General features: G+C 76.3%; 15 protein-coding genes. 9 read left to right on the top strand and 6 right to left on the bottom strand.

What is annotated here, in order from left to right:
- Positions 1–30: 30 nt before the first annotated feature.
- Genes CYQ11_RS02375 through CYQ11_RS02355 form a run of 5 tightly spaced genes read left to right on the top strand, consistent with a single transcriptional unit; the run spans position 31 to position 13,341 of the window.
- Positions 31–6,801, top strand: coding sequence for a type I polyketide synthase (locus CYQ11_RS02375; RefSeq protein ID WP_099198101.1), 6,771 nt, complete (start codon positions 31–33; stop codon positions 6,799–6,801).
- Positions 6,802–6,804: 3 nt separating this feature from the next.
- Complete coding sequence (locus CYQ11_RS02370; protein ID WP_275666327.1) at positions 6,805–11,097, top strand: beta-ketoacyl synthase N-terminal-like domain-containing protein; 4,293 nt, start codon at positions 6,805–6,807, stop codon at positions 11,095–11,097.
- The gene (locus CYQ11_RS02365) at positions 11,094–11,387 is read left to right on the top strand and encodes an acyl carrier protein (protein WP_099198100.1); all 294 of its coding nucleotides are present in this window, start codon (positions 11,094–11,096) and stop codon (positions 11,385–11,387) included. Before CYQ11_RS02370 ends, CYQ11_RS02365 begins: the two co-directional genes overlap by 4 nt.
- Positions 11,384–12,187, top strand: a complete 804-nt coding sequence (locus tag CYQ11_RS02360) for an alpha/beta fold hydrolase (protein ID WP_099198099.1) — start codon at positions 11,384–11,386, stop codon at positions 12,185–12,187. The genes CYQ11_RS02365 and CYQ11_RS02360 overlap by 4 nt, the downstream gene beginning before the upstream one ends.
- Entirely contained in the window at positions 12,184–13,341 is a 1,158-nt protein-coding gene (locus CYQ11_RS02355; protein WP_099198098.1) for a glycosyltransferase, read from the top strand. Before CYQ11_RS02360 ends, CYQ11_RS02355 begins: the two co-directional genes overlap by 4 nt.
- A gap of 116 nt (positions 13,342–13,457) precedes the next feature.
- Here CYQ11_RS02355 and CYQ11_RS02350 read toward each other — a convergent pair whose 3' ends face one another.
- Complete coding sequence (locus CYQ11_RS02350) at positions 13,458–14,339, bottom strand: LysR family transcriptional regulator (RefSeq protein WP_099198097.1); 882 nt, start codon at positions 14,337–14,339, stop codon at positions 13,458–13,460.
- 154 nt (positions 14,340–14,493) lie between these two features.
- Here CYQ11_RS02350 and CYQ11_RS02345 point away from each other — a divergent pair, with 154 nt between their 5' ends.
- On the top strand, positions 14,494–14,886 hold the full coding sequence (locus CYQ11_RS02345) for a tautomerase family protein (protein WP_099198096.1): 393 nt from the start codon (positions 14,494–14,496) through the stop codon (positions 14,884–14,886).
- Positions 14,887–14,921: 35 nt separating this feature from the next.
- Here the strand turns inward: CYQ11_RS02345 and CYQ11_RS02340 are convergent, their stop codons facing one another.
- The 4 genes from CYQ11_RS02340 to CYQ11_RS02325 all read right to left on the bottom strand — a co-directional run bounded on the left by CYQ11_RS02340 (position 14,922) and on the right by CYQ11_RS02325 (position 20,568).
- Entirely contained in the window at positions 14,922–15,980 is a 1,059-nt protein-coding gene (locus CYQ11_RS02340) for a class I SAM-dependent methyltransferase (protein WP_099198095.1), read from the bottom strand.
- Positions 15,977–16,870 carry an SGNH/GDSL hydrolase family protein gene (locus tag CYQ11_RS02335; protein ID WP_205041781.1) on the bottom strand — a complete coding sequence of 298 codons (894 nt, stop codon included), beginning with the start codon at positions 16,868–16,870 and terminating at the stop codon, positions 15,977–15,979. The genes CYQ11_RS02340 and CYQ11_RS02335 overlap by 4 nt, the downstream gene beginning before the upstream one ends.
- A gap of 167 nt (positions 16,871–17,037) precedes the next feature.
- Complete coding sequence (locus tag CYQ11_RS02330; protein ID WP_104650946.1) at positions 17,038–19,350, bottom strand: MMPL family transporter; 2,313 nt, start codon at positions 19,348–19,350, stop codon at positions 17,038–17,040.
- 243 nt (positions 19,351–19,593) lie between these two features.
- Positions 19,594–20,568 carry an NADP-dependent oxidoreductase gene (locus CYQ11_RS02325; protein ID WP_099198093.1) on the bottom strand — a complete coding sequence of 325 codons (975 nt, stop codon included), beginning with the start codon at positions 20,566–20,568 and terminating at the stop codon, positions 19,594–19,596.
- Between the two features lie 127 nt (positions 20,569–20,695).
- Here CYQ11_RS02325 and CYQ11_RS02320 point away from each other — a divergent pair, with 127 nt between their 5' ends.
- The 3 genes from CYQ11_RS02320 to CYQ11_RS02310 all read left to right on the top strand — a co-directional run bounded on the left by CYQ11_RS02320 (position 20,696) and on the right by CYQ11_RS02310 (position 22,929).
- Positions 20,696–21,667, top strand: coding sequence for a GlxA family transcriptional regulator (locus CYQ11_RS02320; RefSeq protein WP_099198092.1), 972 nt, complete (start codon positions 20,696–20,698; stop codon positions 21,665–21,667).
- A gap of 215 nt (positions 21,668–21,882) precedes the next feature.
- Positions 21,883–22,269, top strand: coding sequence for a hypothetical protein (locus CYQ11_RS02315; protein WP_099198091.1), 387 nt, complete (start codon positions 21,883–21,885; stop codon positions 22,267–22,269).
- Positions 22,270–22,383: 114 nt separating this feature from the next.
- Positions 22,384–22,929: an FHA domain-containing protein gene (locus tag CYQ11_RS02310; RefSeq protein ID WP_099198090.1), complete on the top strand. Its 546-nt coding sequence runs from the start codon at positions 22,384–22,386 to the stop codon at positions 22,927–22,929.
- Positions 22,930–22,985: 56 nt separating this feature from the next.
- Here the strand turns inward: CYQ11_RS02310 and CYQ11_RS02305 are convergent, their stop codons facing one another.
- Complete coding sequence (locus CYQ11_RS02305; RefSeq protein ID WP_099198089.1) at positions 22,986–23,303, bottom strand: hypothetical protein; 318 nt, start codon at positions 23,301–23,303, stop codon at positions 22,986–22,988.
- Between the last annotated feature and the right edge of the window lie 109 nt (positions 23,304–23,412).

Below are 23,412 nucleotides of genomic sequence, written 5' to 3'. Positions count from 1 at the left end.
ACATCCGCCGCATCGGAGGGAGCCTCTCCCGTGGAGCGCACCGTTATCGGCGTCACCCCCTTCGGAGAGCCCGGCGCACGACTCGCCGCCGCCGTGAGCAGGGCGGGCGGGCTCGGCGTCCTCGACCTCGGCGCGGGCGGGCGCGCCGCACGGGACGCCCTTGAACAGCTGAGCGAGTGGGCCCCCGGCACCTTCGGCGTCCGCGTGCCCGCGGGCTGCGCCCTGCGCCCGGAGGAGTTGCCCGCCCCGGACGCCACCGGCCCGCACACCGTGCTCCTCGCCCCCGGCGCACCGTGGCGACCCGGCCGGGCCGGCCCCCGCACGGTCCTCGCCGAGGTGTGCTCCCTGAGCGAGGCCCGCGCGGCCGTACGGGCCGGGGCCGCCGGGATCGTCGCACGCGGCAGCGAGTGCGGCGGCCCCGCCGGCCGGCTCTCCACCTACGTCCTGCTCCAGCAACTGCTGGCCGACGCCCGGGTGACCGTGCCCGTGTGGGCCTGCGGGGGCATCGGAGCGCACACGGCCGCGGCCGCGGTGCTCGGGGGCGCGGCCGGAGTCGTCCTCGACGTCCAGCTCGCCCTGCTCGACGAGGCGTGCGCCCCGCCCGCCCTCGCGGAGCTCCTGCGCACCCTGGACGGCAGCGAGACCGTCGTCGTGGACGGGCGGCGGATCCTCGATCCCCGGCGGCCCGGCCTGCCGCCCCTCCTGCGCGAGCAGCCGCTGCCGCTGGGCCAGGACGCCTTCCTGGCCCGGAGGTTCGCCGAACGCCACCGCACCGCGGCCGCCGCGGTGCGGGCGGTCCGCGAGAGCGTCGACCGGGCCGTCCGGGCCGCTCACGCCCCCCGGGCCCTGAGACCCGGCTCCCCGATGAGCCGCTCCCTGGGCACCGCGCTGCCCGTCGCGCAGGGGCCGATGACCCGGGTCAGCGACCAGGCGGGGTTCGCCGCGGCCGTCGCCGGCGCCGGTGGGCTGCCGTTCATCGCCCTCGCCCTCGCCGGCCCCGCCGACACCCGGGCCGTGCTCGCCGAGACCCGCGCCGCCCTGGGGGAGCGGCCCTGGGGCGTGGGCATCCTGGGTTTCGTGCCCGAGGACGTCCGCACCGCCCAGCTCGCGGCCGTCCGCGACGCGCGCCCCAGCCACGTGATCATCGCCGGGGGCCGGCCGTCCCAGGCCGCCGAGCTGGAGGCCGACGGCATCCCCGCCTTCCTGCACGTGCCCTCACCCGGCCTGCTCGCGCAGTTCCTCGCGGCGGGCGCCCGCCGCTTCGTCTTCGAAGGAGCCGAGTGCGGCGGCCACATCGGGCCCCGCAACAGCTTCCCCCTCTGGGAGGCCCAACTGGCCGTGCTCGACGACTTCCTGGACGCCCGGGACGGCCGCGCCGCCCCGGACCCGGTCGAGGTCCTCTTCGCCGGGGGCGTCCACGACGAGCGCTCCGCCGCCATGGTCGCCGCCCTCGCGGCCGGCGCCGGCGGCCGCGGCGTCCTCACCGGCCTCCTCATGGGCACGGCCTACCTCTTCACGGAGGAGGCCGTGGAGTGCGGCGCCATCCGGCCGGTGTACCAGCGGCAGGTCCTCGCCGCCGAGGACACCACCGTCCTGCACAACGGCCCCGGGCACGCGATCCGTTGCGTACCCAGCCCCTTCGGCGACACCTACCGGGCGCTCAAGGCCGAGCTCGTCGAGCGGGGCGTACCGGAGAGCCGGGCGCGTGAGGAGCTGGAACGCCTCAGCCTGGGCCGGCTGCGGATAGCCGGCAAGGGCATCGAGCGGGTGGGGGAGGAACTGGTCCACGTCGACGAGCGACGGCAGCTCGACGAGGGCATGTTCATGGCCGGCGAAGTGGCCGTGCTGCGCGGCGCGACCACCACCGTCGCCGCCCTGCACCACCAGGTCGGCGAGGCGGCCGCCGCCTTCTACGAGCGTCGCGCCGCCGTACTGGCCGAGGCCGCGGGAGCGCCGTCCACCACGGACGGCCACGCCCGGGCACCCGAGCCGCTCGACATCGCTGTCATCGGCATGGCCTGCATGTTCCCCCAGGCCCCCGATCTGGCCGCCTTCTGGGCCAACGTGCTCGCCGGGACCGACGCCGTCACCGAGGTCCCCGCCGACCGCTGGGACCCGGCCCTCTACCACGGCGAGGCGGCCGCCGCCCACGACGTCACCACCTCGAAGTGGGGCGGTTTCCTGCCCCGCATCCCCTTCGACCCGCTGCGCTACGGCATCCCGCCGGCGTCCCTCGCCGCCATCGAGCCGGTCCAGTTGCTGTCGCTGGAGGCGGCACGCAGAGCCCTCGCCGACGCGGGCTACGACCGCCGGGACTTCCCCCGTGACCGCACGTGCGTGGTCTTCGGCGCCGAGGCCGGCAGCGACACGGCGAACGCGACGACCCTGCGGGCCGTCCTGCCCTCCTACCTGGGCCGGCTCCCCGAGGAGCTCGCCGCCCAACTGCCCGTCCTCACCGAGGACTCGTTCCCCGGCATGCTCGCCAACGTCATCTCGGGCCGCATCGCCAACCGCCTCGACCTCGGCGGTGCCAACTACACCGTCGACGCGGCCTGCGCCTCCTCCCTGGCGGCGCTCGACGCGGCCTGCAAGGAACTGGCCACCGGAGCCGCCGACCTCGCCCTGTGCGGGGGAGCCGACCTGCACAACGGCATCAACGACTACCTCCTCTTCTCCTCCGTGCACGCCCTCTCGCCCACCGGCCGCTGCCGCCCCTTCGACGCCGGCGCCGACGGCATCGCGCTCGGCGAGGGCGTCGCCTGCGTCGTCCTCAAACGCCTCGCCGACGCCGAGCGGGACGGCGACCGCGTCTACGCCGTCGTCAAGAGCGTCGGCAGCGCCGGCGACGGACGCTCCCTCGGGCTCACCGCGCCCCGGCCCGAGGGCCAGCGCGCCGCCCTGGAGCGGGCCTACCGCCAGGCCCGGACGTCACCCGCCGACGTCGGGCTCGTCGAGGCCCACGGCACGGGCACCGTCGTCGGCGACCGGACCGAACTCGCCACGCTCACCGAGGTGTTCGAGGAGGCGGGCGCCGCGCCGGGCGGCTGCGTCGTGGGCTCGGTCAAGTCCCAGATCGGGCACACCAAATGCGCGGCCGGCCTGGCCGGACTGATCAAGACCGCGCTCGCCCTCCGCACCGGCGTCCGCCCGCCGACCCTCCACGTCCGGCGGCCCAACCCCGCGTGGCGGGCCGAGGACAGCCCCTTCGTCTTCCACGACCGGGCGCTGCCGTGGCCCGGGCCCGCCGGACGGCGCGTCGCCGGCGTGAGCGCGTTCGGCTTCGGCGGCACCAACTTCCACGCCGTCCTCGGCGCCCACGCCGGCGCCGCACCGCCCCGGCACGGCCACCACGACTGGCCCGCCGAGCTCCTCGTCCTGCGGTCCCCCGACGACGCCCGGGAGCTGCTGCGGCTGACCGGGCTCAACGACCGCGCCGGCCGCCCCTGGCGCCTGCGCGACCTCGCCCTGACCGCCGCCCGGCGCAGCGGGACGCAGCCGCCCCGCGCCGCCGTGGTCGCCGACTCCCTGGACGCCCTGCCCGGCCTGCTGCGCGCGGTCCTCGACGCCGAGCCGGCCCCCGGCGTCCTCCTCGCCGGCGCCCCGCCGGCGGACCCGGCGCGGACACCGGCGGGGAAGGTCGCGTTCCTCTTCCCCGGGCAGGGCAGCCAGCGCCCCGGCATGCTCGCCGACCTCTTCACCGCCTTCCCCGAGACCCAGCGCCGGCTGCGCGGGGCCCCGGCCGGCGACCTCTTCCCGCCCGCCGCCTTCGACCCCGGGGCCGCCGAGGCCGCGCGGGCCCGGCTGGCCGACACACGCCGCGCCCAGCCCGCCCTCGGTGCGGTCTGCCTGGCCGTCCAGGACGTCCTGCGGACGGCCGGAGTGCGGCCCGACATGGCCGCCGGGCACTCCTACGGCGAACTGGTCGCCCTCTGTGCCGCGGGCGCCCTGTCGCCCGGCTCGCTGATGACCCTGAGCATCGAGCGCGGCGAGGCCATCGTCGCGGCGGCGGGGGACGATCCGGGCGCGATGGCCGCCGTCGCGGCCGCCCCGGACAAGGCCGACGCCCTGCTCGCGGAGGCCGGGCTCGCCGGCCGCGTGGTGGTGGCCAACCACAACGCGCCCGCCCAGAGCGTCGTCTCCGGCCCCACCGCCGACGTCGAACGGGCGGTCGCGGTGCTGCGGGACACGGGGGTGACGGCCCGGCGCCTCCCCGTCTCCTGCGCCTTCCACAGCCCCGTCGTCGCCGGCGCCGTCGACCGGTTCGGACGGGCGCTGGCGACCCACGAGGTGCGCGCCCCCGAGATCCCGGTGTGGTCCAACGTGACCGCCGCCCGCTACCCCCTCGGCTCCCCGGACATCCGGCGCACCCTCGCCGCGCAGATCGCCTCGCCCGTGCGCTTCGCCGAGCAGATCGAGGCGATGTACGAGGCCGGCGCCCGGGTCTTCGTCGAAGCGGGCCCCGGCACCGTGCTCACCGGGCTGGTCCGGCAGGTCCTCGACGACCGGCCGCACGTCGCCGTCCCCTTCGAACCGCGGGCCGACGCCGGACTGCGCGGCCACCTGGAGGCGCTGGCCCGGCTCGCCGTCAGCGGCGTCCCGGTCGCCGCGGCGCGGCTGCTCGCCGGGCGCGGCGCGGTCGTCGCCGACCCGGAGGCGGTGCCCGCCCGTCCGGGCTGGACGGTCGACGGCCACCTCGTGCGCACCGCGGACGGCGAGCCGCTGCCCGGCGCGCTGCGGCCGGCGCGGCGGCTGGCCCCGGCCGCCTCGCCCGGGCCGGCCGTCGACACGCCGGTGCCCGTCGACGAGTCCGCTCTGGTCAGCGAATTCCTGCGCACGAGCCGCGAGATGGTCGCGGCCCAGAAGGACGTGCTGCTGACGTACCTCGGGGCGCGCGCCGGCGGCCGTGCCACGCCGGACACGCCGGCGACCGCACCCCTGCCGCCGTCCACGCCGCCGCCTGCGCCGCCCGGCACCGCAACTCCTCCAAAACCGGCCCCCGAGCCGCCTCACGCCCCCTCCGCCGCCCCCGACGTCCTCGCCACGGTCCTCGCCGTGATCAGCGAACGCACCGGCTATCCCGTCGAGATCGTCGAACCGGACCTGGACCTGGAAGCCGACCTGAGCGTCGACTCCATCAAACGCACCGAGATCGTGGGCGAACTGGGCCGCCGGCTGGGCGCGGCGACCGGCCGCGGCCTGGACGTGCGCGCGATGCCGGACGCCGAACTGGAGGACCTGCTGCGGTGCCGCACCGCCGCGGCGATCGCCGACTGGCTCACCACGCGCCTGGACACCGGCCCGCCCCCCGACACCGGCCGGCAGGACAGCGAGCCGGCGGCACCCGCGAACGCGCCGCCGGGACGGTATCTGCTGCGGCGCGTACCCCTCGCCCCCGCACCCGCCGAAGGATCCCTGCACGGCCAGGTGTTCGCCGTGCCCGGCCAGGACACCCCCGTGGCCCGGGCGCTCGTCGACCGGCTCCGGGCCCTCGGAGCCGTCGCCACCCGCGGCGACGCGGACCCCGAAGCGCACCCCGGCCCCCTCGACGGCGCCATCCACCTCGACGCCCTCGCCCCCGGCGCGGAACCCGTACTCCCCGCCGCCTTCCCCCTGTTCAAGGCCCTGCTCGGCAAGAAGCCACGCCGGCTGTTGTGCGCCCGGCCCACCGGTGACCCCGCCCACGCGGCGGGACTGGGCGGATTCTTCCGCACCGTCGCCCGCGAACACCCCGGCACCCTCGCCCGGGTCGTCGCCCTGGACCCCGCGAGCCCCGCCGAGGCCCTCGCCGACGCCCTCGTCGGCGAACTCCTGGCCACCGACCCGGACCCCGTCGTCCTCCGCACGCCCGACGGCGCCCGGTACGGCACCGAGCCGTGCGAGGCCCCGCTCGCGCGGCCCGCCGCAGCCGTCCCCGAGGACGCGGACCCGCTCCTGGCGGAGGCGGCGGCCGCCGGGCTCGGGCCCGGCTCCGTCGTGCTGCTCGCGGGCGGCGCCCGCGGCATCGCGGCCCACCTGACGACCGCGCTCGCCGCCGCCGGCTGCCACCTCGAACTCCTCGGCCGCACCGTCCTGCCGGCCGACCCCGAGGACCCCGCGCTCGCCGCCGCCTCCGACGAGGCCGCGCTGCGCGCCGCCCTCGCCGCCCGCGGCGGCCTGCGGCCCGCCCTGATCGGGCAGGAGACCCGCCGGATCCTCGCGCGCCGCGAAGTGGCCGCCACCCTCGCCGAGGCCGAGGCCCTCGGCTCCCGGCCGCACTACCGCGCGGTGGACCTGAGGGACGCGGCGGCCGTGCGCGAGGCGGTGGAGGACGTCCACGCCCGCCACGGCCGGATCGACGCCGTCGTCCACGCGGCCGGGGTCATCGAGGACCGGCTGCTGGCCGACAAGACCCCGGAGTCCTTCGAGCGGGTCCACGGCACGAAGACCGAGGGCGCCCGCGCCCTGCTCGCCGCCCTGCGCGCCCTCCCCGAAGTGCCGGGCCTCCTCGTCCTGTTCGGCTCCGTGGCCGCCGTCACCGGCAACCGGGGCCAGGCCGACTACGCCGCCGCCAACGACGCCCTCGCCACCCTCGGCCGGCAGTGGCGCGAGACCACCGGGGGCCGCGCGCTGACCGTCCACTGGGGGCCGTGGGCACCGACCGCCGCCCACACCGGCATGGTCACCCCGGAACTCGGACGGGAGTACGCGCGGCGCGGCGTCGGCCTGATCGACCCGCGTGAGGGCGTCCTTGCGCTGTTGCGCGAGATCGCCGGGGGCGACGCGGCCACCGACGAGGTCGTCCACACCGCCTCCGGCTGGTGAGCCGTGACCGCTGACACCCCGGGGCCCACCGGCCCCGTCGCCGTCGTCGGCATGGCCGTCACGCTGCCGGGAGCCGGTGACCTCGACACGTACTGGCGCAACATCGTGCGCGGGACCGACGCCATCAGCGACGTCCCGCCGGGCCGCCTGGACCCCGACGAGGTGGAAGGGATCCACTGCCGGCGCGGCGGCTTCGTCGACGACGTCGCCGGCATCGACCCCGCCGCCTTCGGGATCATGCCGGACTCGGTGGCCACCACCGAACCCGACCAGCTCATCGCCCTGCGCACCGCCGCCGCGGCCATCGCCGACGCGGGCGGCGCCCTGCCGCGCGACCGCTCCCGGGCCGGCGTGGTCCTGGGGCGCGGCGGCTACCTCACCGCGGGACTCGCCCGCCTCGACCAGCGGGTCCGCACCTGCGGCCAGCTCCTGCGCACCCTGCGCGAGGTGATGCCCGAACTCGACGGCGAGCGGCTCGCGCAGCTGCGCACGGCCTTCCTCGACGCGCTCGGCCCGCGGGGCGGCGAACACGGCATCGGCCTCGTGCCCAACTTCGCCGCGTCCCGCGTGGCCAACCGGCTCGACCTGCGCGGCCCCGCCTACACCGTCGACGCGGCCTGCGCGTCGTCGCTGGTCGCCGTGGACCAGGCGGCCGGCGAGCTCAGGGCGGGACGGTGCGACGTGATGCTCGCGGGCGGAGTGCACCACTGCCACGACATCACGTTGTGGAGCGTCTTCGCCCAGCTGCGCGCCCTGTCGCCCACGCAGCGGATCCGTCCCTTCCACAGGGAGGCGGACGGGGTGCTCATGGGAGAGGGCACGGGCGTCGTCGTGCTCAAGCGGCTCCGCGACGCCCAGCGCGACGGGGACCGGGTGTACGCGGTCGTACGGGGTGTGGGTGTCGCCAGCGACGGCCGTACCGCCTCCCTGGTCAACCCGGACCCGAGCGGTCAGGCCCGCGCGGTGCGGCTCGCCTGGGCGGCGGCCGGGCTGGATCCCGCCCTGCCCGGCGCGCTCGGCCTGCTGGAGGCCCACGGCACGGGCACACCCCACGGCGACCGGGCCGAAATGGCCATGATGGCGGAGGTGTTCGGCGGCGGGGACGGTCCGGCGGACGCCGTCGTCGGCTCGGTGAAGTCGATGATCGGGCACACCATGCCCGCCGCGGGCGCCGCCGGGCTGATCAAGGCGGCGCTGGCCGTCCACCACGGCGTCCTGCCGCCGACCCTGCACTGCGACGACCCGCATCCCGCGCTGCTGGCCACCCGCTTCCGCCCGCTCGCCGAGGCCCGTCCCTGGGAGGCGGACGTGCGGCGGGCGGGCGTGGACGCGTTCGGCTTCGGCGGCATCAACGCCCACGTGGTGCTGGAGGAGCCGCCGGCACCCGCCGCGCGGCGCCCCGCCCGCCCGGCGGCCCTGGACGTGGCCGAACCCGAACCGCTGCTGCGGCTGGCCGCCGCCGACCAGCCGGCCCTCGCCGTGCTGCTGGACGCCGACGACGCGGCCCTGCGCCACTCGGGGGAGCCCGGCCCCGGCCCCGCCCGGCTGGCCGTCGCCGGGCCCACCGCCAAGCGGCTGGCCCTCGCCCGCAAGGCCGTGGCGCGGGGACGGCCCTGGGGCGGCCGCGGCGACGTGTGGTTCGCCCCGGGCCCGCTGCTGGGGGCGGCCGGAGGGAAGACGGCGTTCCTCTTCCCCGGGCTGGAGGCCGATTTCGTCCCCCGCGTCGACGACGTCGCCCGCCGCTTCGGGCTGCCCAGGCCGGGCCGGCAGGACGCCCGCGTCGGCGACGTGGCCCGGCACGGTGCCGCCGTCGTCGGCGTCGGCAGGCTCCTGACGCACGCCCTGCGCCGCGTCGGCGTCACCCCCGACGCCGTGGCGGGACACAGCGTGGGGGAGTGGACCGCGATGGTCGCCGGCGGGATGTTCGCGGACGACGAAGTGGACGCCTTCCTGCGCGACTTCGACCCCCACGCCCTGGAGGTCCCCGGCCTCGCCTTCGCGGCCTTCGGGGCGCCCGCGGCCCAGGTCCGCGCGGCGCTGACGGACCTCGACGGCGTCGTGCTCTCCCACGACAACGCCCCGCACCAGTCGGTGGCCTGCGGCCCCGACGCCCGGGTGCGGGCGCTGGCGGCCCGGCTGCGCGGCGAAGGGGTGCTCGGCCAGGTGCTGCCCTTCGAGTCGGGCTTCCACACCCCCATGCTCGCCCCCCACCTCGGGCCCATCCGCGAGCAGAGCCTGCGCTTCACCCTGCGCCCGGCGACGGTCCCGGTGTGGTCGTGCACCACCGCGGAACCCTTCCCGGCCGACGAGTCCGCCGTCCGCGAACTGTTCGTGCGCCACCTGCTGGAGCCGGTGCGCTTCCGGCAGCTCACCGAGGCGATGTACGCGGCGGGCTTCCGGGCCTTCGTCCAGCTCGGCACCGGCCGGTTGCCCTCCCTGGTCGGCGACACCCTGGCGGACCGCGACCACCTCGCCGTCGCCGCCAACTCCCCCCGCCGCAGCGGCCTGGCCCAGCTCGCGCACGTCGCGGCGGCCCTGTGGACGGCCGGCGCGGAACCGGACTTCGCGGCACTCCTGGGGCCCCGCCCGGGCACGCGGATCGACCTGGGGGCGGGCCCCGTCTCCCTCGCCCCGGCGGACCGCGACCGGCTGCGCCGGACCCTGCGCGGCCCCGGCGGCGGCGCGAGCCCCCTCGCCGCCTGGGCCCCCGGCGTCCCCGCGGCCGCCGAGCTGGACGCCCTGCTGACGGAGACGGCCTCGGCGGCGGCCGACGTCCTGGCCGCCGCGGCGACCGCCGCGCCACCGGTGGTGTCCCCGGCCGCCCCCGGCCCCGCCGTGGCGCCCCCGCTCCGGACCCGCGTACGGGTGGGGGTGGAGACCATGCCCTACCTCCTCGACCACTGCTTCTTCCCGCAGCGCCCCGGCTGGCCCGACCTCACCGACCGCTGGCCCGTGGTGCCCGCGACGACGATCGCGCAGCACATGACGGACGCCGTCGCCGCGGCCGGAACGCCCGTCGCGCTGCGCGGCGCCCGCTTCCTGGAGTGGGCCGTCGCCGCGCCGCCCGTCGACGTGGACGTCACGGCCACGGCCGGGAGCGACGGCTGGTACGACGTCGCGTTCGGCCGCTACGCCCGCGCCGAGGTGCGGGTGGCCGACGCCTATCCGGCGCCGCCCGCGCCCTGGCCGGACCCCGGCCCGGGGATCCGTCCCCCGCTCACCGCACGGGAGATGTACGACGAGCGGTGGATGTTCCACGGCCCCCTCTTCCGGGGGGTCACCGCCGTCACCGCGCTCGGCGAACGCCATGTCCGCGGCGTCCTCACCGCCCCGCCCGCCCCCGGCGCGCTCCTGGACAACGTCGGCCAGCTCCTGGGCTACTGGCTGATGGCGACCCACCGGGAGCGCACGGTCGTCTTCCCGGTCGGCTTCCGGGAGGCGGTCTTCCACGGTCCCCACCCCGGCCCCGGCACCGCCCTCGACTGCCACATCCGCATCACCACACTCACCGACACCACCCTGGAGGCGGACGCGGAACTCGCCCGCGGCCACCGCGTCTGGGCGCGGATCCTCGGCTGGCAGGACCGCCGCTTCGACTCGACCCCCGGCACGGACGCCGTGCACCGCCGGCCGGACCGCCGCACCCTCTCCACCGAGCAGCCCGGCGGCTGGCAGCTGCTCTTCGACCGCTGGCCCGACCCGGCCTCCCGCGAACTGACGATGCGCAACCAGCTCGCCGGCGAGGAGAGGACCGCCTACGCGGCCCACCCGCCGCGCGGCAGACGGCAGTGGCTCCTCGGCCGGATCGCCGCCAAGGACGCGGTGCGCCGTCACCTGTGGGACCACGGCGGCGGCCCCGTCTTCCCCGGCGAGATCCGGATCCACGACGACGCGGCGGGACGGCCCCGCGCCGGGGGGAGGCACGGACGCCGGCTGCCGCCGCTGGCCCTGTCCCTCGCCCACAGCCGGGAGGCGGCCGTCGCGCTCGTCCGCCCGGCGGGCACCCCCGCCGGCATCGGCATCGAGGAGGTCCCCGAAGGGGAGCCGGCCGACCCCGGGAACACACCGCTCCACCGGGCGGCCGCCAGGGCGGCGGCCGCGGCCGAGGGCACCGCGCTCCCGGCCGACCCCCGCGGGACCGCCCTGGCGAGGACCGGCCCGGACCGCCTCACGGCCCGCACGCCCTCCGGCCGGACGTACACCGTCCGCCTCACCCGGACCGGCAACCCGCCCGGTCTGCCGCCCAGGACCTACGTCGTCGCCTGGACCGAGGAGAACGAGGAGCAGCACCCATGACCGAACCGACCACCGTCGACGAAGCCGGCGTACTGGCCGAGATCACCGACGTCCTGCGGCGCGTCCTCGACGACCTCGAACTCGAGGACATCCCCGTCACCCCCGACACGCGCTTCGTCGAGGACCTGGACCTGGAGTCCATCGACCTGGTCACCCTCACCGCCGAACTGCGCGCCCGCTACGGCGAACGCGTCGACTTCCCCGCCTTCTTCGCCTCCCTGGAACTGTCGGAGATCATCGGCCTCACCGTCGGCCGGCTCGTGCGCCACATCGTCGGAAGCCTGCGGTGAGCGCGGTCCAGGCGGGCCCGACCCGTCTGAACGTCGAACGGCTCGGCACCCCCGGCGGGGGCGAGACCGTCGTCCTCGTCCACGGCATCGCCACCGACAACCTCACCAGCTACTACTTCACCCTCGGCCCCCGGCTGGCGGCCGCCGGACACAGCGTCGTCATGTACGACCAGCGGGGCCACGGCCGCAGCGAACGTCCCGCCAGCGGCTACCGCCTGGAGCGGTTCACCGCCGACCTCGCCGCCCTCCTGGACACGCTCGGCCTCCACCACCCCGTCCACCTCGTCGGCAACTCCTTCGGCGGCACCGTCGCCCTCGACTACGCCCTCCACCACCCCGGGCGCGTCGCCGGCGTCGTCCTCGTCGAGTCCGAACCGCCCACCGCCGCCTGGGCGCGGAAGATGGGCGGACTGCTCGCCGGCTCGGCCTACTGGCTGCGCGACGCGCGCACGCTCCCGTGGATCGAGGAGACGTACGGCCGCCACGAGGCCCGCCTCGCCCGCTGGTCCTGCCGGCTGCTGCACGACACCACCCTCGCCGCCGACATCGCGGCCAGCCGCATCCCGGACGCGGACCGCTGGCGCTCCCTCGACGTCCCCGTCCTGGCCGTCTACGGAGCGGACTCCGACCTCGCCCCGCAAGGGGCCCGCCTCGCGGCCCTGCTGCCCCGCTGCCGCACCGTCACGGTGCCCGGCCACGGGCACTCCGTCCTGGTCGGCAGCCCCGGCACGGTCGCGGCCCTGCTCCTCGACCGGCTCGGCGCGGGCCACCGCGAGCAGCCGACGGCGCCGGCACGATGAGCCGCTTCCTCTTCGTCGTGCCCCCGCTGACCGGGCACATCAACCCGGCGGCGGCGACCGCCGCCGAGCTGACCGCCCGCGGCCACCGCGTCGCCTGGGCCGGATGGCCGGACCTCGTCGCCCGCCTGGCGGGCGCCGGCGCGACGACGTACGCCTGCGCGCTCCCCGCCGGCGTGCGGCGGCCGCCCGAGCTGCGCGGCGTCGCCGCACTGCGCTTCCTCTGGCAGGACTTCCTCGCCCCGCTCGCCGAGGCCATGGCCCCGGCCACCGAGCGGGCCGCCGCCGACTTCCGCCCTGACGTCCTCGTCGCCGACCAGCAGGCCCTCGCCGGAGCCCTGGTCGCCGAACGGCTCGGCGTCCGCTGGGCGACCTCCGCCACCACCTCCGCCGAGTTCACCGGGGCCGTGGCCGGCCTGCCCAAGGTGGAGGAGTGGATCCACGGACTCCTCACCGGCCTGCGGCAGCGCCTCGGCGACCCGGCCGCCACCCACGACCCCCGCTTCTCCCCCCACCTGACCCTGGCCTTCACCGTCGCCGAACTGGCCGGCGCCCCCGCCCTGCCCGAGGTCCGGTACGTGGGGCCCGCCGTGCCGCCGCACCCCGCGGCGGCGGAGGACTTTCCCCGGGAGTGGCTCGACCCCGGCCGGTCCGCGGTGCTGGTCACCCTCGGCACCGTCAACGCCGACACCGGCGCCCGCTTCCTAGCGGAGTGCGCCGCGGCGGTACGGGAGCGGGCGCACCGCCTCCAGGCGGTGATCGCCGACCCGGGCGATACCCTGGGCGGCGTCCGGGACGGGGACGTCGTCGCCCTGCGGCACGTCCCGCAACTGGCCCTGCTGCCCCGGATGTCGGCGGTCGTCTGCCACGCCGGGCACAACACCGTCACCGAGTCGCTGTGGCACGGCCTACCGCTGGTCGTCGCCCCGATCCGCGACGACCAGCCCGTCGTCGCGGGCCAGGTCACCGCGGCCGGCGCGGGGGTGCGGGTCCGCTTCGGGCGAGCCGACCGGACCCGGCTGGGGGCGGCGCTCGACGCCGTCCTGGGGGAGCGTCACCACCGCGACGCGGCCCTGCGCCTGCGGGCCGCGCTGCGCTCGGCGGGCGGGGCCGCGACGGCCGCCGGTCACCTGGAGGACCTTGCGGCCCGGCCGTGACGGCGTCACCGCCGGCGCCCCCGCCGTGCCCCGGCCGGCGTCACCCGGCCCGCGGCGCGGGCTCCTTGGGGCCCGGGCTCCCCGTCCGCTCGCCCGGTCAGGCGGCGCCGGATGGGTCAGGCGTCGTCGAGCACGGCCCGGGGCAGCGTCTCGACGGAGTCGGCGAGGGCGCGGACCGCGGGTGACCAGGGGCGCCCTTCCGGGCCGCACAGGACCAGGCGCCTGCAGTAGCGGGGTTCGACCGGGACGAGGACGAGGTCGGTCGGCAGCAGGGGGCGCGAGACGCGCGGCAGGATCGATATGCCCATGCCGGCCTGGACCATGCTGATGAGCGTTCCGAGGTCCCGGACCCGGTGCGCGGGGGAGAAAGGGGTGCCGGCCGCCCGGTGGATCCTGTGGACGTGGCGTTCGCAGCCGTTCGGCGACAGGATCAGCGGATCGTCCTCCAGGTCCGACACATGGACGGCGTTCTCGCGCGCCAGGGGGTGGTCCTGCGGCAGCAGCGCGAGGAACGGGTCGGTCACCAGGGGCGTGCCGGCGCCGGACGGGGGGTCGGCCACGATGACGGCGTCCGCGGCCCCGTTCTCCAGCCAGGTCACCGCTTCGTCGCTGCTGCCCTCGAAGACCCGCACCCGGACGCCCGGCAGGTGTGCGGACCAGTGCCGCTGGAGGGCCGGCAGCAGCCCCTGGCAGACCGTGGGCGTGGAGGCGAGGCGCACGGTTCCGCTGACCTCGCTGCCGTGCCGGGCGGCCGCGTCGCGGAGCGCGTCCGTCGCGGACACGGCCGCGCGGGCATGCGGAAGGACGCGTTCCCCCAGGGCCGTGGTGCGTACCGGAGTGGAGCGGACCAGCAGGGGACCGGCCAGGATCCGCTCCAGCGAGGCGACGGCGTGGGAGACCGCCGACTGGCTCAGCCCCAGGTCCGTCGCCGCCGTGCCGAAGCCCCCGGCGTCGACCACCGCGACGAAGGCCCGCAGCTGGGGCAGGTTCAAGGGCATGTGTCCCCCTCATGAGTCCATCGATCACATCGGTTGGACTCACTATCGCTGACCGGGAACGCTTCAGGAGTGTCCTCACGGCGGGGCCGCGGCCACCGCGGCCGCCCCTCCTCGGGCTTCGCCGTGCCACCTGTCCTCAAGGAAGTGATCACCCATGCCGTTCATCCGCGTCACCGTCTCCGACCCCGGCCTGGTGCCGGCGACCCAGCAGGCCCTCGCGGACGGCCTGACCGCGCTGGCCGTGTCCGCTCTGGGCAAGTCCGCCGGTCGCACCACGGTCCACGTCCTCCTGACCCCGCCCGGTCGCTTCTTCGTGGCCGGCCGGCCCATGGCGGAGTGCACCGGTGCCCACGTGGAGGCGAGCATCACCGCCGGCACCAACAGCGCGGACGAGAAGGGCCGTTTCATCACCGGGGCCTACGAACTGCTGCGCGAGACCCTGGGCGTGCTGCCCCCCGTCGCCGGCGTGGCGCTGTACGAACTCCACCCCGAGAGCTACGGCTACAACGGCATCACCCAGCTGGAGCACTACCGCCGGAGCCGGTGACCGGAAGGACGTGCGCAGGCGGGCGTCGACGCGCCTCAGTCCCGCCGGGCGACCAGCCGGTAGGCGTTGGACAGGCCCGCGCGCCGGGCCACGGGCGCCACGAGCCGGTCGAGCCCGTACGCCGCCGCGACGGCCGGCAGCGCGGCCGCGAGCACGGCCGTCCGCAGGGAGCGGGCCAGCGCGGTCGGCGGCCCGGGGTGCCAGGGGGCGTCGCCCCTGGGCATCAGGTCGAACATCCGCAGGGCCACGGCGGCCGCGAGGTCCACCGGCTGGTGGGCCGCGCCCCGCTCGGTGGTGACCACGGTGAAGCCGAGTTCGCAGACCGCCCCGCGGAGGTTGCGCGACGGGATGAGGTGCAGGTGCTGGGGCTGGAACCACGGCAGCCACCAGCGGCCGAGCAGCGTGGCGTACGCGGATTCGGGGTTGGGCACCTCGACGAGGAGGAGACCGCCGGGGCGCAGCGCGGTGCGGGCGGCCGTCAGCTGCCGGCGCGGGTCGGGGGTGTGCTCCAGGTAGTGGTGCATGCTCACCACGTCGTAGTGCCCCGCCATGCCGTCGGCCAGTTCGGTGAACGAACCGCGGTGGGCCTCCTCGATCCGGCCCTCCCGCGCGGCGGTCTCCACCCCCTCGCCGAGGTCCAGCCCGTCGAAGGCGGTACGGGGGAAGACCTCCTTGGCCACCTTGGGGAAGTGCCCGTGCCCCGTGCCCACGTCGAGCCAGCGCCGCGGATCGGTGAAGGGCGCGACCGACCGCGCGACCGCGCGGTGGCGGGCCTCGCTGCCGGGGGAACGGAAGATCAGGTCGGCGGTCCGCGCGCCGAGGCCGTCGTAGAAGTCGCGGTAGTAGAAGTCCAGGCCCTCCGGGGTCAGCCGGGGGTTCTGGAAGCGGTGGCCGCAGGCACGGCACTCCTCGACGACGAAGGTGCCGGGCTTGTGCTGGATCAGGTCGGTGGTGCGCAGCCGTTCGCGCAGCCGGTCCGACGAGCACCAGGGGCAGGTGACCCTCCGGGGCTCGAAGAACCGCTCCACGCCCGGGGCGAGGTCGCGCCGGTAGCGGTGCCGGAGTTCGGCGACCGTCTCGGCTTGCGCGGTCATGACGACGCCCGCAGGGCGGTCAGCGTTTCCCGTGCCATGGCTTGTTCCCCCAGGTGGTTGGGATGGAAGGGCGCGGTGGGCCGGGTGGGCACCAGGGCCTCGCTCCAGCGGACGCCGTCGCGGGCGCAGAAGTCGTGCCCGGCGCTCGCCGGGTGGAGGCCGACGAAGACGGCGTGGTGGGCGCGTGCGGTGCGGGACAGCGTGGCGTCGAGCCGGTTCTCCACGGCGTCGAGGTGGGCGAGGTCGCCGTCGGCGAAGGTCTCGCGCGGCCGGCAGCCGTGCGGGGGAGCGGGGAAGACGTCCAGGTAGCCGACGAGCAGCACGAGGGCCGAGGGGGCCCGCCGGTGGACGGCGTCGAGGGCCGCCCCGACCTGGGGGCCGGCGGCGTCGGCGCGCTGTTCGAGCCCGTCGCGGCCGTCGTGCCGGTAGGTGTCCCGGCAGGGGTGGCCGTGGGGGCGGGCGGCGCCGAGGAGGCTGCAGAGCGCCAGGGCCTGGACGATGCCCACGTCGTTGGCACCGATGGTGAGGGTGACCAGGGTGGTCTCCGGCGACAGCGCGGCCAGCTGCGGCCCGAGCGTGGTCGTTCTCGCGCCGCTGCAGGTGACGTCGGCGAACGAGGCCAGGTGGAGCTCGCGGGCGACGAGGTGGGGGTAGTTCTCGCCGGAGCGCAGACAGCTCAGGCTGGTCTGCGGGGGGACGAGGGCCGCCGCCGCGGCGGAGTCGCCCATCGCCACGTACCGGACGGCCGGTGGCTCGGCGGCGGTCGCGAGTGCCGGTCCGGTGGCGCAGGCGAACAACAGGAGCGCGGCCGCCAGACCGCCGCGGCGGTGGCGGCGCTCGGGGCGCGCGGCGGGACGGGTTCGTCCGGGGCGGCGGTACACGGCGGACACGGGCGGCTCCCCGGGGGCTGTGGCCGGATAGGGATGGACAGCTCTTGTCGTACCGCACCCCTCGCGACGCAGGGGCGTCTCCGTTCCGGGCCACCTTAACGGGCGACCCGCGTACGAAAGGAGAAGGAGGCGCAAGAACCTTTTCCTGACGTCTGGTTGACGTGGCGTCAGTGCTTCACCGGTGCGACGAGCGCGGCCGTGGCAGGGCGTCCCGGCTCCTGGTGAGGGGGCTCCCGGCGGGTGGCGGGCCACCAGTTGGCGCGGCCGACCAGGCACATGACGGCGGGGACCAGCAGGGCCCGCACCACGGTGCAGTCGAGGACGACGGCCACGGCGAGCCCGAAGCCGATGACGCGCAGCATCACGATGTCGCAGGCGGCGAGGGAGGCCATCACCACCGCGAAGACCAGGGCGGCGGAGGTGAACAGCCGTCCGGTGCGCTGCAGGCCCACGGCGACCGCGCGGGTGGTCGGCGTCCCGCCGCGCTGCTCCTCGACGATGCGGGAGAGCAGGAAGACCTCGTAGTCCATGGACAGGCCGAAGGCGGTGCAGAACATCACGGCGGGGATGATGACGTCGGTGGTGCCGGGGCTGTTCAGCGGCCCGGTCAGCGCCTCCAGGCTGCCCTGCTGGAAGATGGCGACGATGATCCCGAAGGTCGCCGCCAGGCTCAGCGCGTTCAGCAGCACCGCCTTGACGGGGACGAGCACGCTGCGTGTGTAGAAGAAAAGCAGCACGAGCGTGGCCGCCACGGTGAGCAGCACGGCCAGCGGCAGCGGGTCGGTCAGCGCGTCCTCGGTGTCGGTCAGCCGTGCCCCCGAGCCGCCGACCAGCGCCGCCGCGGGGGCGGGCTCCTCGCGCAGCCGTTCGGTCAGCTGCCGGCCGTCCGGGGAGAGGGGCGAGTCGGTGGAGGGGGTGACGCTGAGCCAGGTGCCGGCCGGCCCGGCGTACGCGGCCGCCCACGGTCCGGCGGGGGCGGTGCGGTGCCCCGCCCGGTAGACGCCCGTCGCCGCCCGCACCTGCCGCACGCCTGGCAGTCCGGACAGCCGCGCGGCGTAGTCGGCGACGGCGGCGGCCTGGGACGCGGACCGCAGGCCCGGCCCCGCCGCCGGCTGCCCCGCCCCGGGCGGGGCCTGCCCGGCCGGCGCCGGAACCGTGACGTGGACGTCCGGCAGGACCACCGTGGCCGCGTCGTCCATCCCGGCCGTGAAGTCGTCGCGCAGGTGGCGCGAGGCCTGGGCCACCGGCGAGGAAGCCGGCAGGACGCGGTCGTCGTACATCCCGAACCGCGCCCCGGCCCCCGGTGCGGCGAGCAGGCCGAGCAGCAGCAGGGCGCCGACGGCGACAGCCGCCGGACGCCGCGTCACCCACATCGCCAGCCGGTACCAGCGTCCCTCGTCCACCGGCCGGCCGGCACCGCGGCGCCAGCGCGCGAAGAGGTCGTAGCGGTTGACGCGCGTTCCCAGCAGCACCAGCAGCGCGGGCAGGACGAGCAGGGCCCCGGCCGCCGAGCACAGCGCGACGGCGGCTCCGCCCAGCGCCAGCGAGCGCGTGAGCGGCAGGGGGAAGACCATCAGGGCGCCCAGGGCCGCCGCGACGGTCGTCGCGGAGAAGACCACTGCCCGGCCCGCCGTGCGCATCGTCCGCTCGGCCGCCCGCACCGGTGGCGCGCCGTCGGCGAGTTCCTCGCGGAAGCGGCTGACCATCAGCAGGCAGTAGTCGACGGCGAGCCCGAAGCCGAGCGCGGTGGCGATGTTCAGGACGAACACCGACACCGTCATCATCTCGCTCAACACCCGCAGCAGAGCGGTCGTGGTGAGCACGGCGAAGGCGCCGACCGCCACGGGCAGCAGGGCCGCCACCAGACTGCCGAAGATCCACAGGAGGATGAGCAGGACCAGCGGGGCCACGATGAGCTCGGCCACCATGGCGCCCTCGGTGCTGAGCCGCTCCATCTCGGTGAACAGCGGGCCCTCGCCCGCGACCGAGACCGTGAGCGGTCCCGCCCGCCCTGCCACCCGCCCGGCCATGGCCTTGCTGGCGGCGAGCACGGCCCGTTCGTCACCGCTGAAGCGCACGGCGATGACGGCGCTGCGGCCGTCGCGACCGCGCAGTTCGGGCGCCCGGTCCGGCCAGTAGCCGTGCACCCAGGCCGTGTGCCGGTCGGCGGCCAGGCGGTCGGTGAGCGCGCGTCCCGCGCTCTCGGCGGCGGGCGAGTCGACCGGGCCCTTCGCCGAGACGAGCAGCATCAGATGGGGCTCGCCGGCCCCGAAGCGCTCGGCCAGGAAGTCGTCGGCCCGGGCCGACTGGGCGTCGGCCGGGATCCAGCCGCCCGGAGCGAGGCGTTCGCCCACGCCGTGCCCACCCACGGCGGCCGCCAGGGCCATCGTGCACAGCAACAGCAGCATGCTCAGGGCGCGGCGGGACGAACCGAAGGCCACGGTCGTCCAAAAGGGCCGTCGGGGTTTGCGGAGCAGCATCACGAGGGCGTCCTTCACAGGGGCGGACCGGGCGAGGTGGACACGGCGCGGGCCGGTCGTCGTCAGTCGCGTGCGCCACTGCCCATGTGCGCATTCATAGACTAATCGGGCAAAGAGGAAATGCGAGGATGCTGTTGCCCGGGCGCGGCGAAACCGCCCTCCGCGGGGGTGCCGCCCCTCCCGGCCGGCTCCGGCGGGGGCCTGCTCCAAGGCCCCCGCCGTCGTCGGCGCACCGCCCCCGGTTCAGTCGGCGACCGAGAGGACGATCTTGCCGGTCACCCTGTTGGTCTCTCCGAGCTCATGGGCCCTGGCCGCCTCCGCCAGCGGTACGACGGCGTCCACCCGCACCCGCAGCCGGCCCGAGGCCACCAGGTCGCCGATCGCCTCCAGCCCCGCGCGGTCCGGCTCGACGAGCATGAACACCGCCCGTACGCCCGCCGCGCGGGCCTCCTCGGCGGGGAAGGTGTCGTCGGGCGGCAGGATCGCCACCAGCGTGCCGCCGGGGCGCAGGGTGCGCAGCGAACGGGCCCCGTACTCCCCGCCGATGGGGTCGAGGACGACGTCGACGTCGGAGAGGACCTCGGCGAAGTCCTGCCGGGTGTAGTCGACGAGTTCGTCCGCGCCCAGGGACCGCAGGAAGTCGTGCTTGGCCTCGCGGGCCGTGCCGATGACGTACGCGCCGCGGGCCTTGGCGATCTGTACGGCCAGGTGGCCGACGCCACCGGCTGCCGCGTGCACCAGCACGCGCTGGCCCGGCCGCACGTCGGCCGTGTCCACCAGCGCCTGCCAGGCCGTCAGCGCGGCCAGCGGGAGGGCGGCGCCCTGGATGTGGTCCAGTCCCTCCGGCAGGCGGGCGAAGTGACGTGCCGGCGCGGTGACGTACTCGGCGTAGGCGCTCGCCGGGTGCGGGAAGCGCGGCATGCCGTGCACGGCGTCGCCCGGCTGGAGGACGGTCACACCGGCGCCCACCTCCTCGACCACCCCGGAGACGTCGAAGCCCAGGACGAAGGGAGGCGTGACGCCGCCGGCGAACGCGCCCCTGGCGCGGATCTTCCAGTCGGCCGGGTTGACGCCCGCGGCGTGCACCTTCACCAGCACCTCCGTCGGCCCCGGCACGGGACGGTCGGTGGTGATCAGCCCGAGCACCTCCGGGCCACCCGCGGCGTCCTGGCTGACGGCGCGCATCCGGGGAACCTGCGGGGCGTCGGACGTGGTCATGCGCTTCCTGCCTTCTGTGGGATTCGTCAGGGGGTTTGGCTCCGGCTTCTTCCGGCGCGCCTCCAGCCTGCCGCCGTCGAGCCCCCCGGGACATGGCCTGATGGCCAACGTCTGAAAGAATCGGGCCATGCACCGCATCGGAGTCCTGGCCCTCGACGGCGTCCTTCCCTTCGAGCTGGGCATTCCGGCGCGCATCTTCGGCGCCGCCCGCAGCGACCGCGGAGACCCGCTCTACTCCGTCACCACGTGCAGCCTGGACGGCCGCCCGGTGCGCACCCAGGCCGACTTCGACATCGTGGTCTCCGAGGACGCCTCCCTGCTCGCCGCCGTGGACACCGTGGTCGTCCCGCCCTCCCACGCGCTGGGCGCCGTCCGGGAGGAGGGGCGGCTCTCCGACGGACTGCGCAGGGCGTTCGAGGGCGTCCGGCCGGGCACCCGGATGGTGGGCCTGTGCACCGGCACCTTCGTCCTGGGCGCCGCGGGCCTGCTCGAGAACCGCCCGGTCACCACGCACTGGATGGAGGCCGGGCTGCTGCAACGCCTCTTCGCGACCACCCGCGTCGATCCCGACGTCCTGTTCGTCGACGACGGCGACGTCCTCACCTCGGCGGGAGTGGCCGCCGGAGTGGACCTGTGCCTGCACATCGTGCGCCGCGACCACGGCAGCGCCGTCGCCAACGAGGTGGCGCGCGCCTGCGTGGTACCACCCTGGCGCGACGGCGGGCAGGCCCAGTTCATCCGGCAGCCCGTGCCCGGGCCCTCGGCCGGCAGCACCGCCCCCGTGCGCGCCTGGGCCCTCGAACACCTCGGCGAACCCCTCACCCTGGCCGGTCTCGCGTCCCGGGCGGGCATGAGCGTGCGGACCCTCACCCGCCGCTTCCGCGACGAAGTCGGCATGAGCCCCGGCCAGTGGCTGGCAGGCCAGCGCGTGGAGCGGGCCAGGCACCTGCTGGAGACCACCGACTGGCCCGTCGACCGGATCGCCCACCACTGCGGCTTCGGCACGGGCACGTCCCTGCGCCAGCACCTGCACAGCGCCGTCGGAGTGGCGCCGCAGGCCTACCGGAAGACCTTCCGGACGGCGCCGGCGGCGGTCTGATCCCGCCCGGCCCGCCCCCGGGGCCGTCCGCCGTCGCCGCGCTGGAGCGCCTCGCACGCCGGGGCGTCTGAGCGAGGTCCGCGCCGCGCCCGGCCGCAGCCGGTCGGGTGAACCCGCCGGGTCCACCGGACGGGCGCGGGCGGACGGGTGTCGAATCGTCGGGAACGCAACCACAGGCACCCCCGTGCCGTGACGAGGAGTGAGGGCGGACTGCGATGAAGCGACTTGCCGCACGAACGCGCCGGGCCCTGTGCGCCGGTCTGGTCGCCCTGGGCGCCGTGGCCCTGCTGCCGGCCACGGGCACGGCGGACGCCGCGCGCTGCGGGGGCGCCACGTGCGTCATCGTCGAGGGGGCCGGCCGCTACGTCGCGAAGGTGTCGGTCCAGCCCGCGCAGGACGGCGACTTCTTCGGGCACTTCCACCTGCGCGGCGCCGGCCTCGACGGCGACAGCGCCCTGCGGCACTGGCGCCACGGCCAGTTCTACACCGTGGCACTGGGCCGCAAGGTACCCCAGCACACGGTGATCTGCGCCGAAGGATGGGAGCACGTAGAGGAGAAGGTCCAGCCCCACGGGCGGGTCTGTGTGGACGTCCGGGAGTAGCGACGGCGCCCACGGAACGCGCCGTACCACCCACCGCCCCCGGGCGCGGCGGGGTTGCGCGCGGTGATCGGAGGCGTATGGACATGGTGGACGTCTCCGGCAGAGAATCCTTCCATGACGACGTCCCCTGACTTCCGCACCCGAGTGGCACGGCCGTCGGAGGCCGAGCGGAACCAGGCGCTGGAGATCCTCAGGGACGGCGCCGGGGACGGCCGGCTCTCCCACGACACGTTCATACGGCGTATGAACATCGTGCTGACGGCCCGTAACCGCGCCGAGATCGACCAGGTCATGGCCGACCTGCCCGCCCGGGGGCGGCTCTCGGACGTCGTCCTGCGCGCCGTGGCCCGCGTGGCGATGCTTCCCGTGCGCGTGCGCAGGGCCTGGAACACCGCGCGCCTGCCCGGCCTGCGCCTTCCCGAACCCGGCACCGGTCCCTTGCACATCGGCCGGTCCCCGCTGGCCGATCTGCGCTTCGAGGACGACACGGTCTCCCGGCGCCACGCCGAGCTGCGCTTTCTGGACGACGACTGGCGGCTGTCCGACCTGGGATCGCGCAACGGCACCTATGTCAACGGCCTGCGCATCGCCGGCACCGTGCGCGTGCGCCCAGGTGACCACGTCGCCTTCGGAAGCCTCGGCTTCCGTCTCTCCGCGTGAACGCCCTCGCCCGGCCGGCGCGCGCGGCACGCGCACCGGCCGGGCGAGTGGGCACGTCAGTGCGGGTTGAACATCACGCTGGCGAAGGACCTGTCACGCGGCGCGTGCTCACCCGGTGAGAGGCGCAGCTGCTTGCCCTTGCACCCCTTGTTCGCGTAGACGGCCAGCGGCTTCTGCGTTTCGTTGCGCGCCGCGTGGGCTTCCTGGCCCATGGAGAAGCACTTGCCCTCGGGCGGATTCTTGACGAAGTAGATCTTCCCCTTTGGGCCTTCCCAGATGAACTGGCCGTTCGCGGCCGCCGCGGTGGCGGCGGGCAGCGAGACGGCGAGCAGGAGCCCTCCGAGGGCGGTGGCTGCGGTGCGGAACAGGCGCATCACAAATCCTTGGTCTCGACGGTGGAACACACGGGCAAACAGCCCACAAGCGGACAACGATGCTCGTCGCCCCACGACACGCGGACCTGCCCGGTGAATGACGGCCCTG

It is taken from the genome of Streptomyces cinnamoneus (assembly GCF_002939475.1).
Lineage (GTDB): Bacteria > Actinomycetota > Actinomycetes > Streptomycetales > Streptomycetaceae > Streptomyces > Streptomyces cinnamoneus_A.
The sequence above is the reverse complement of the archived record's forward strand: the minus strand, read 5'-3'. Positions and strand labels throughout refer to the sequence as shown.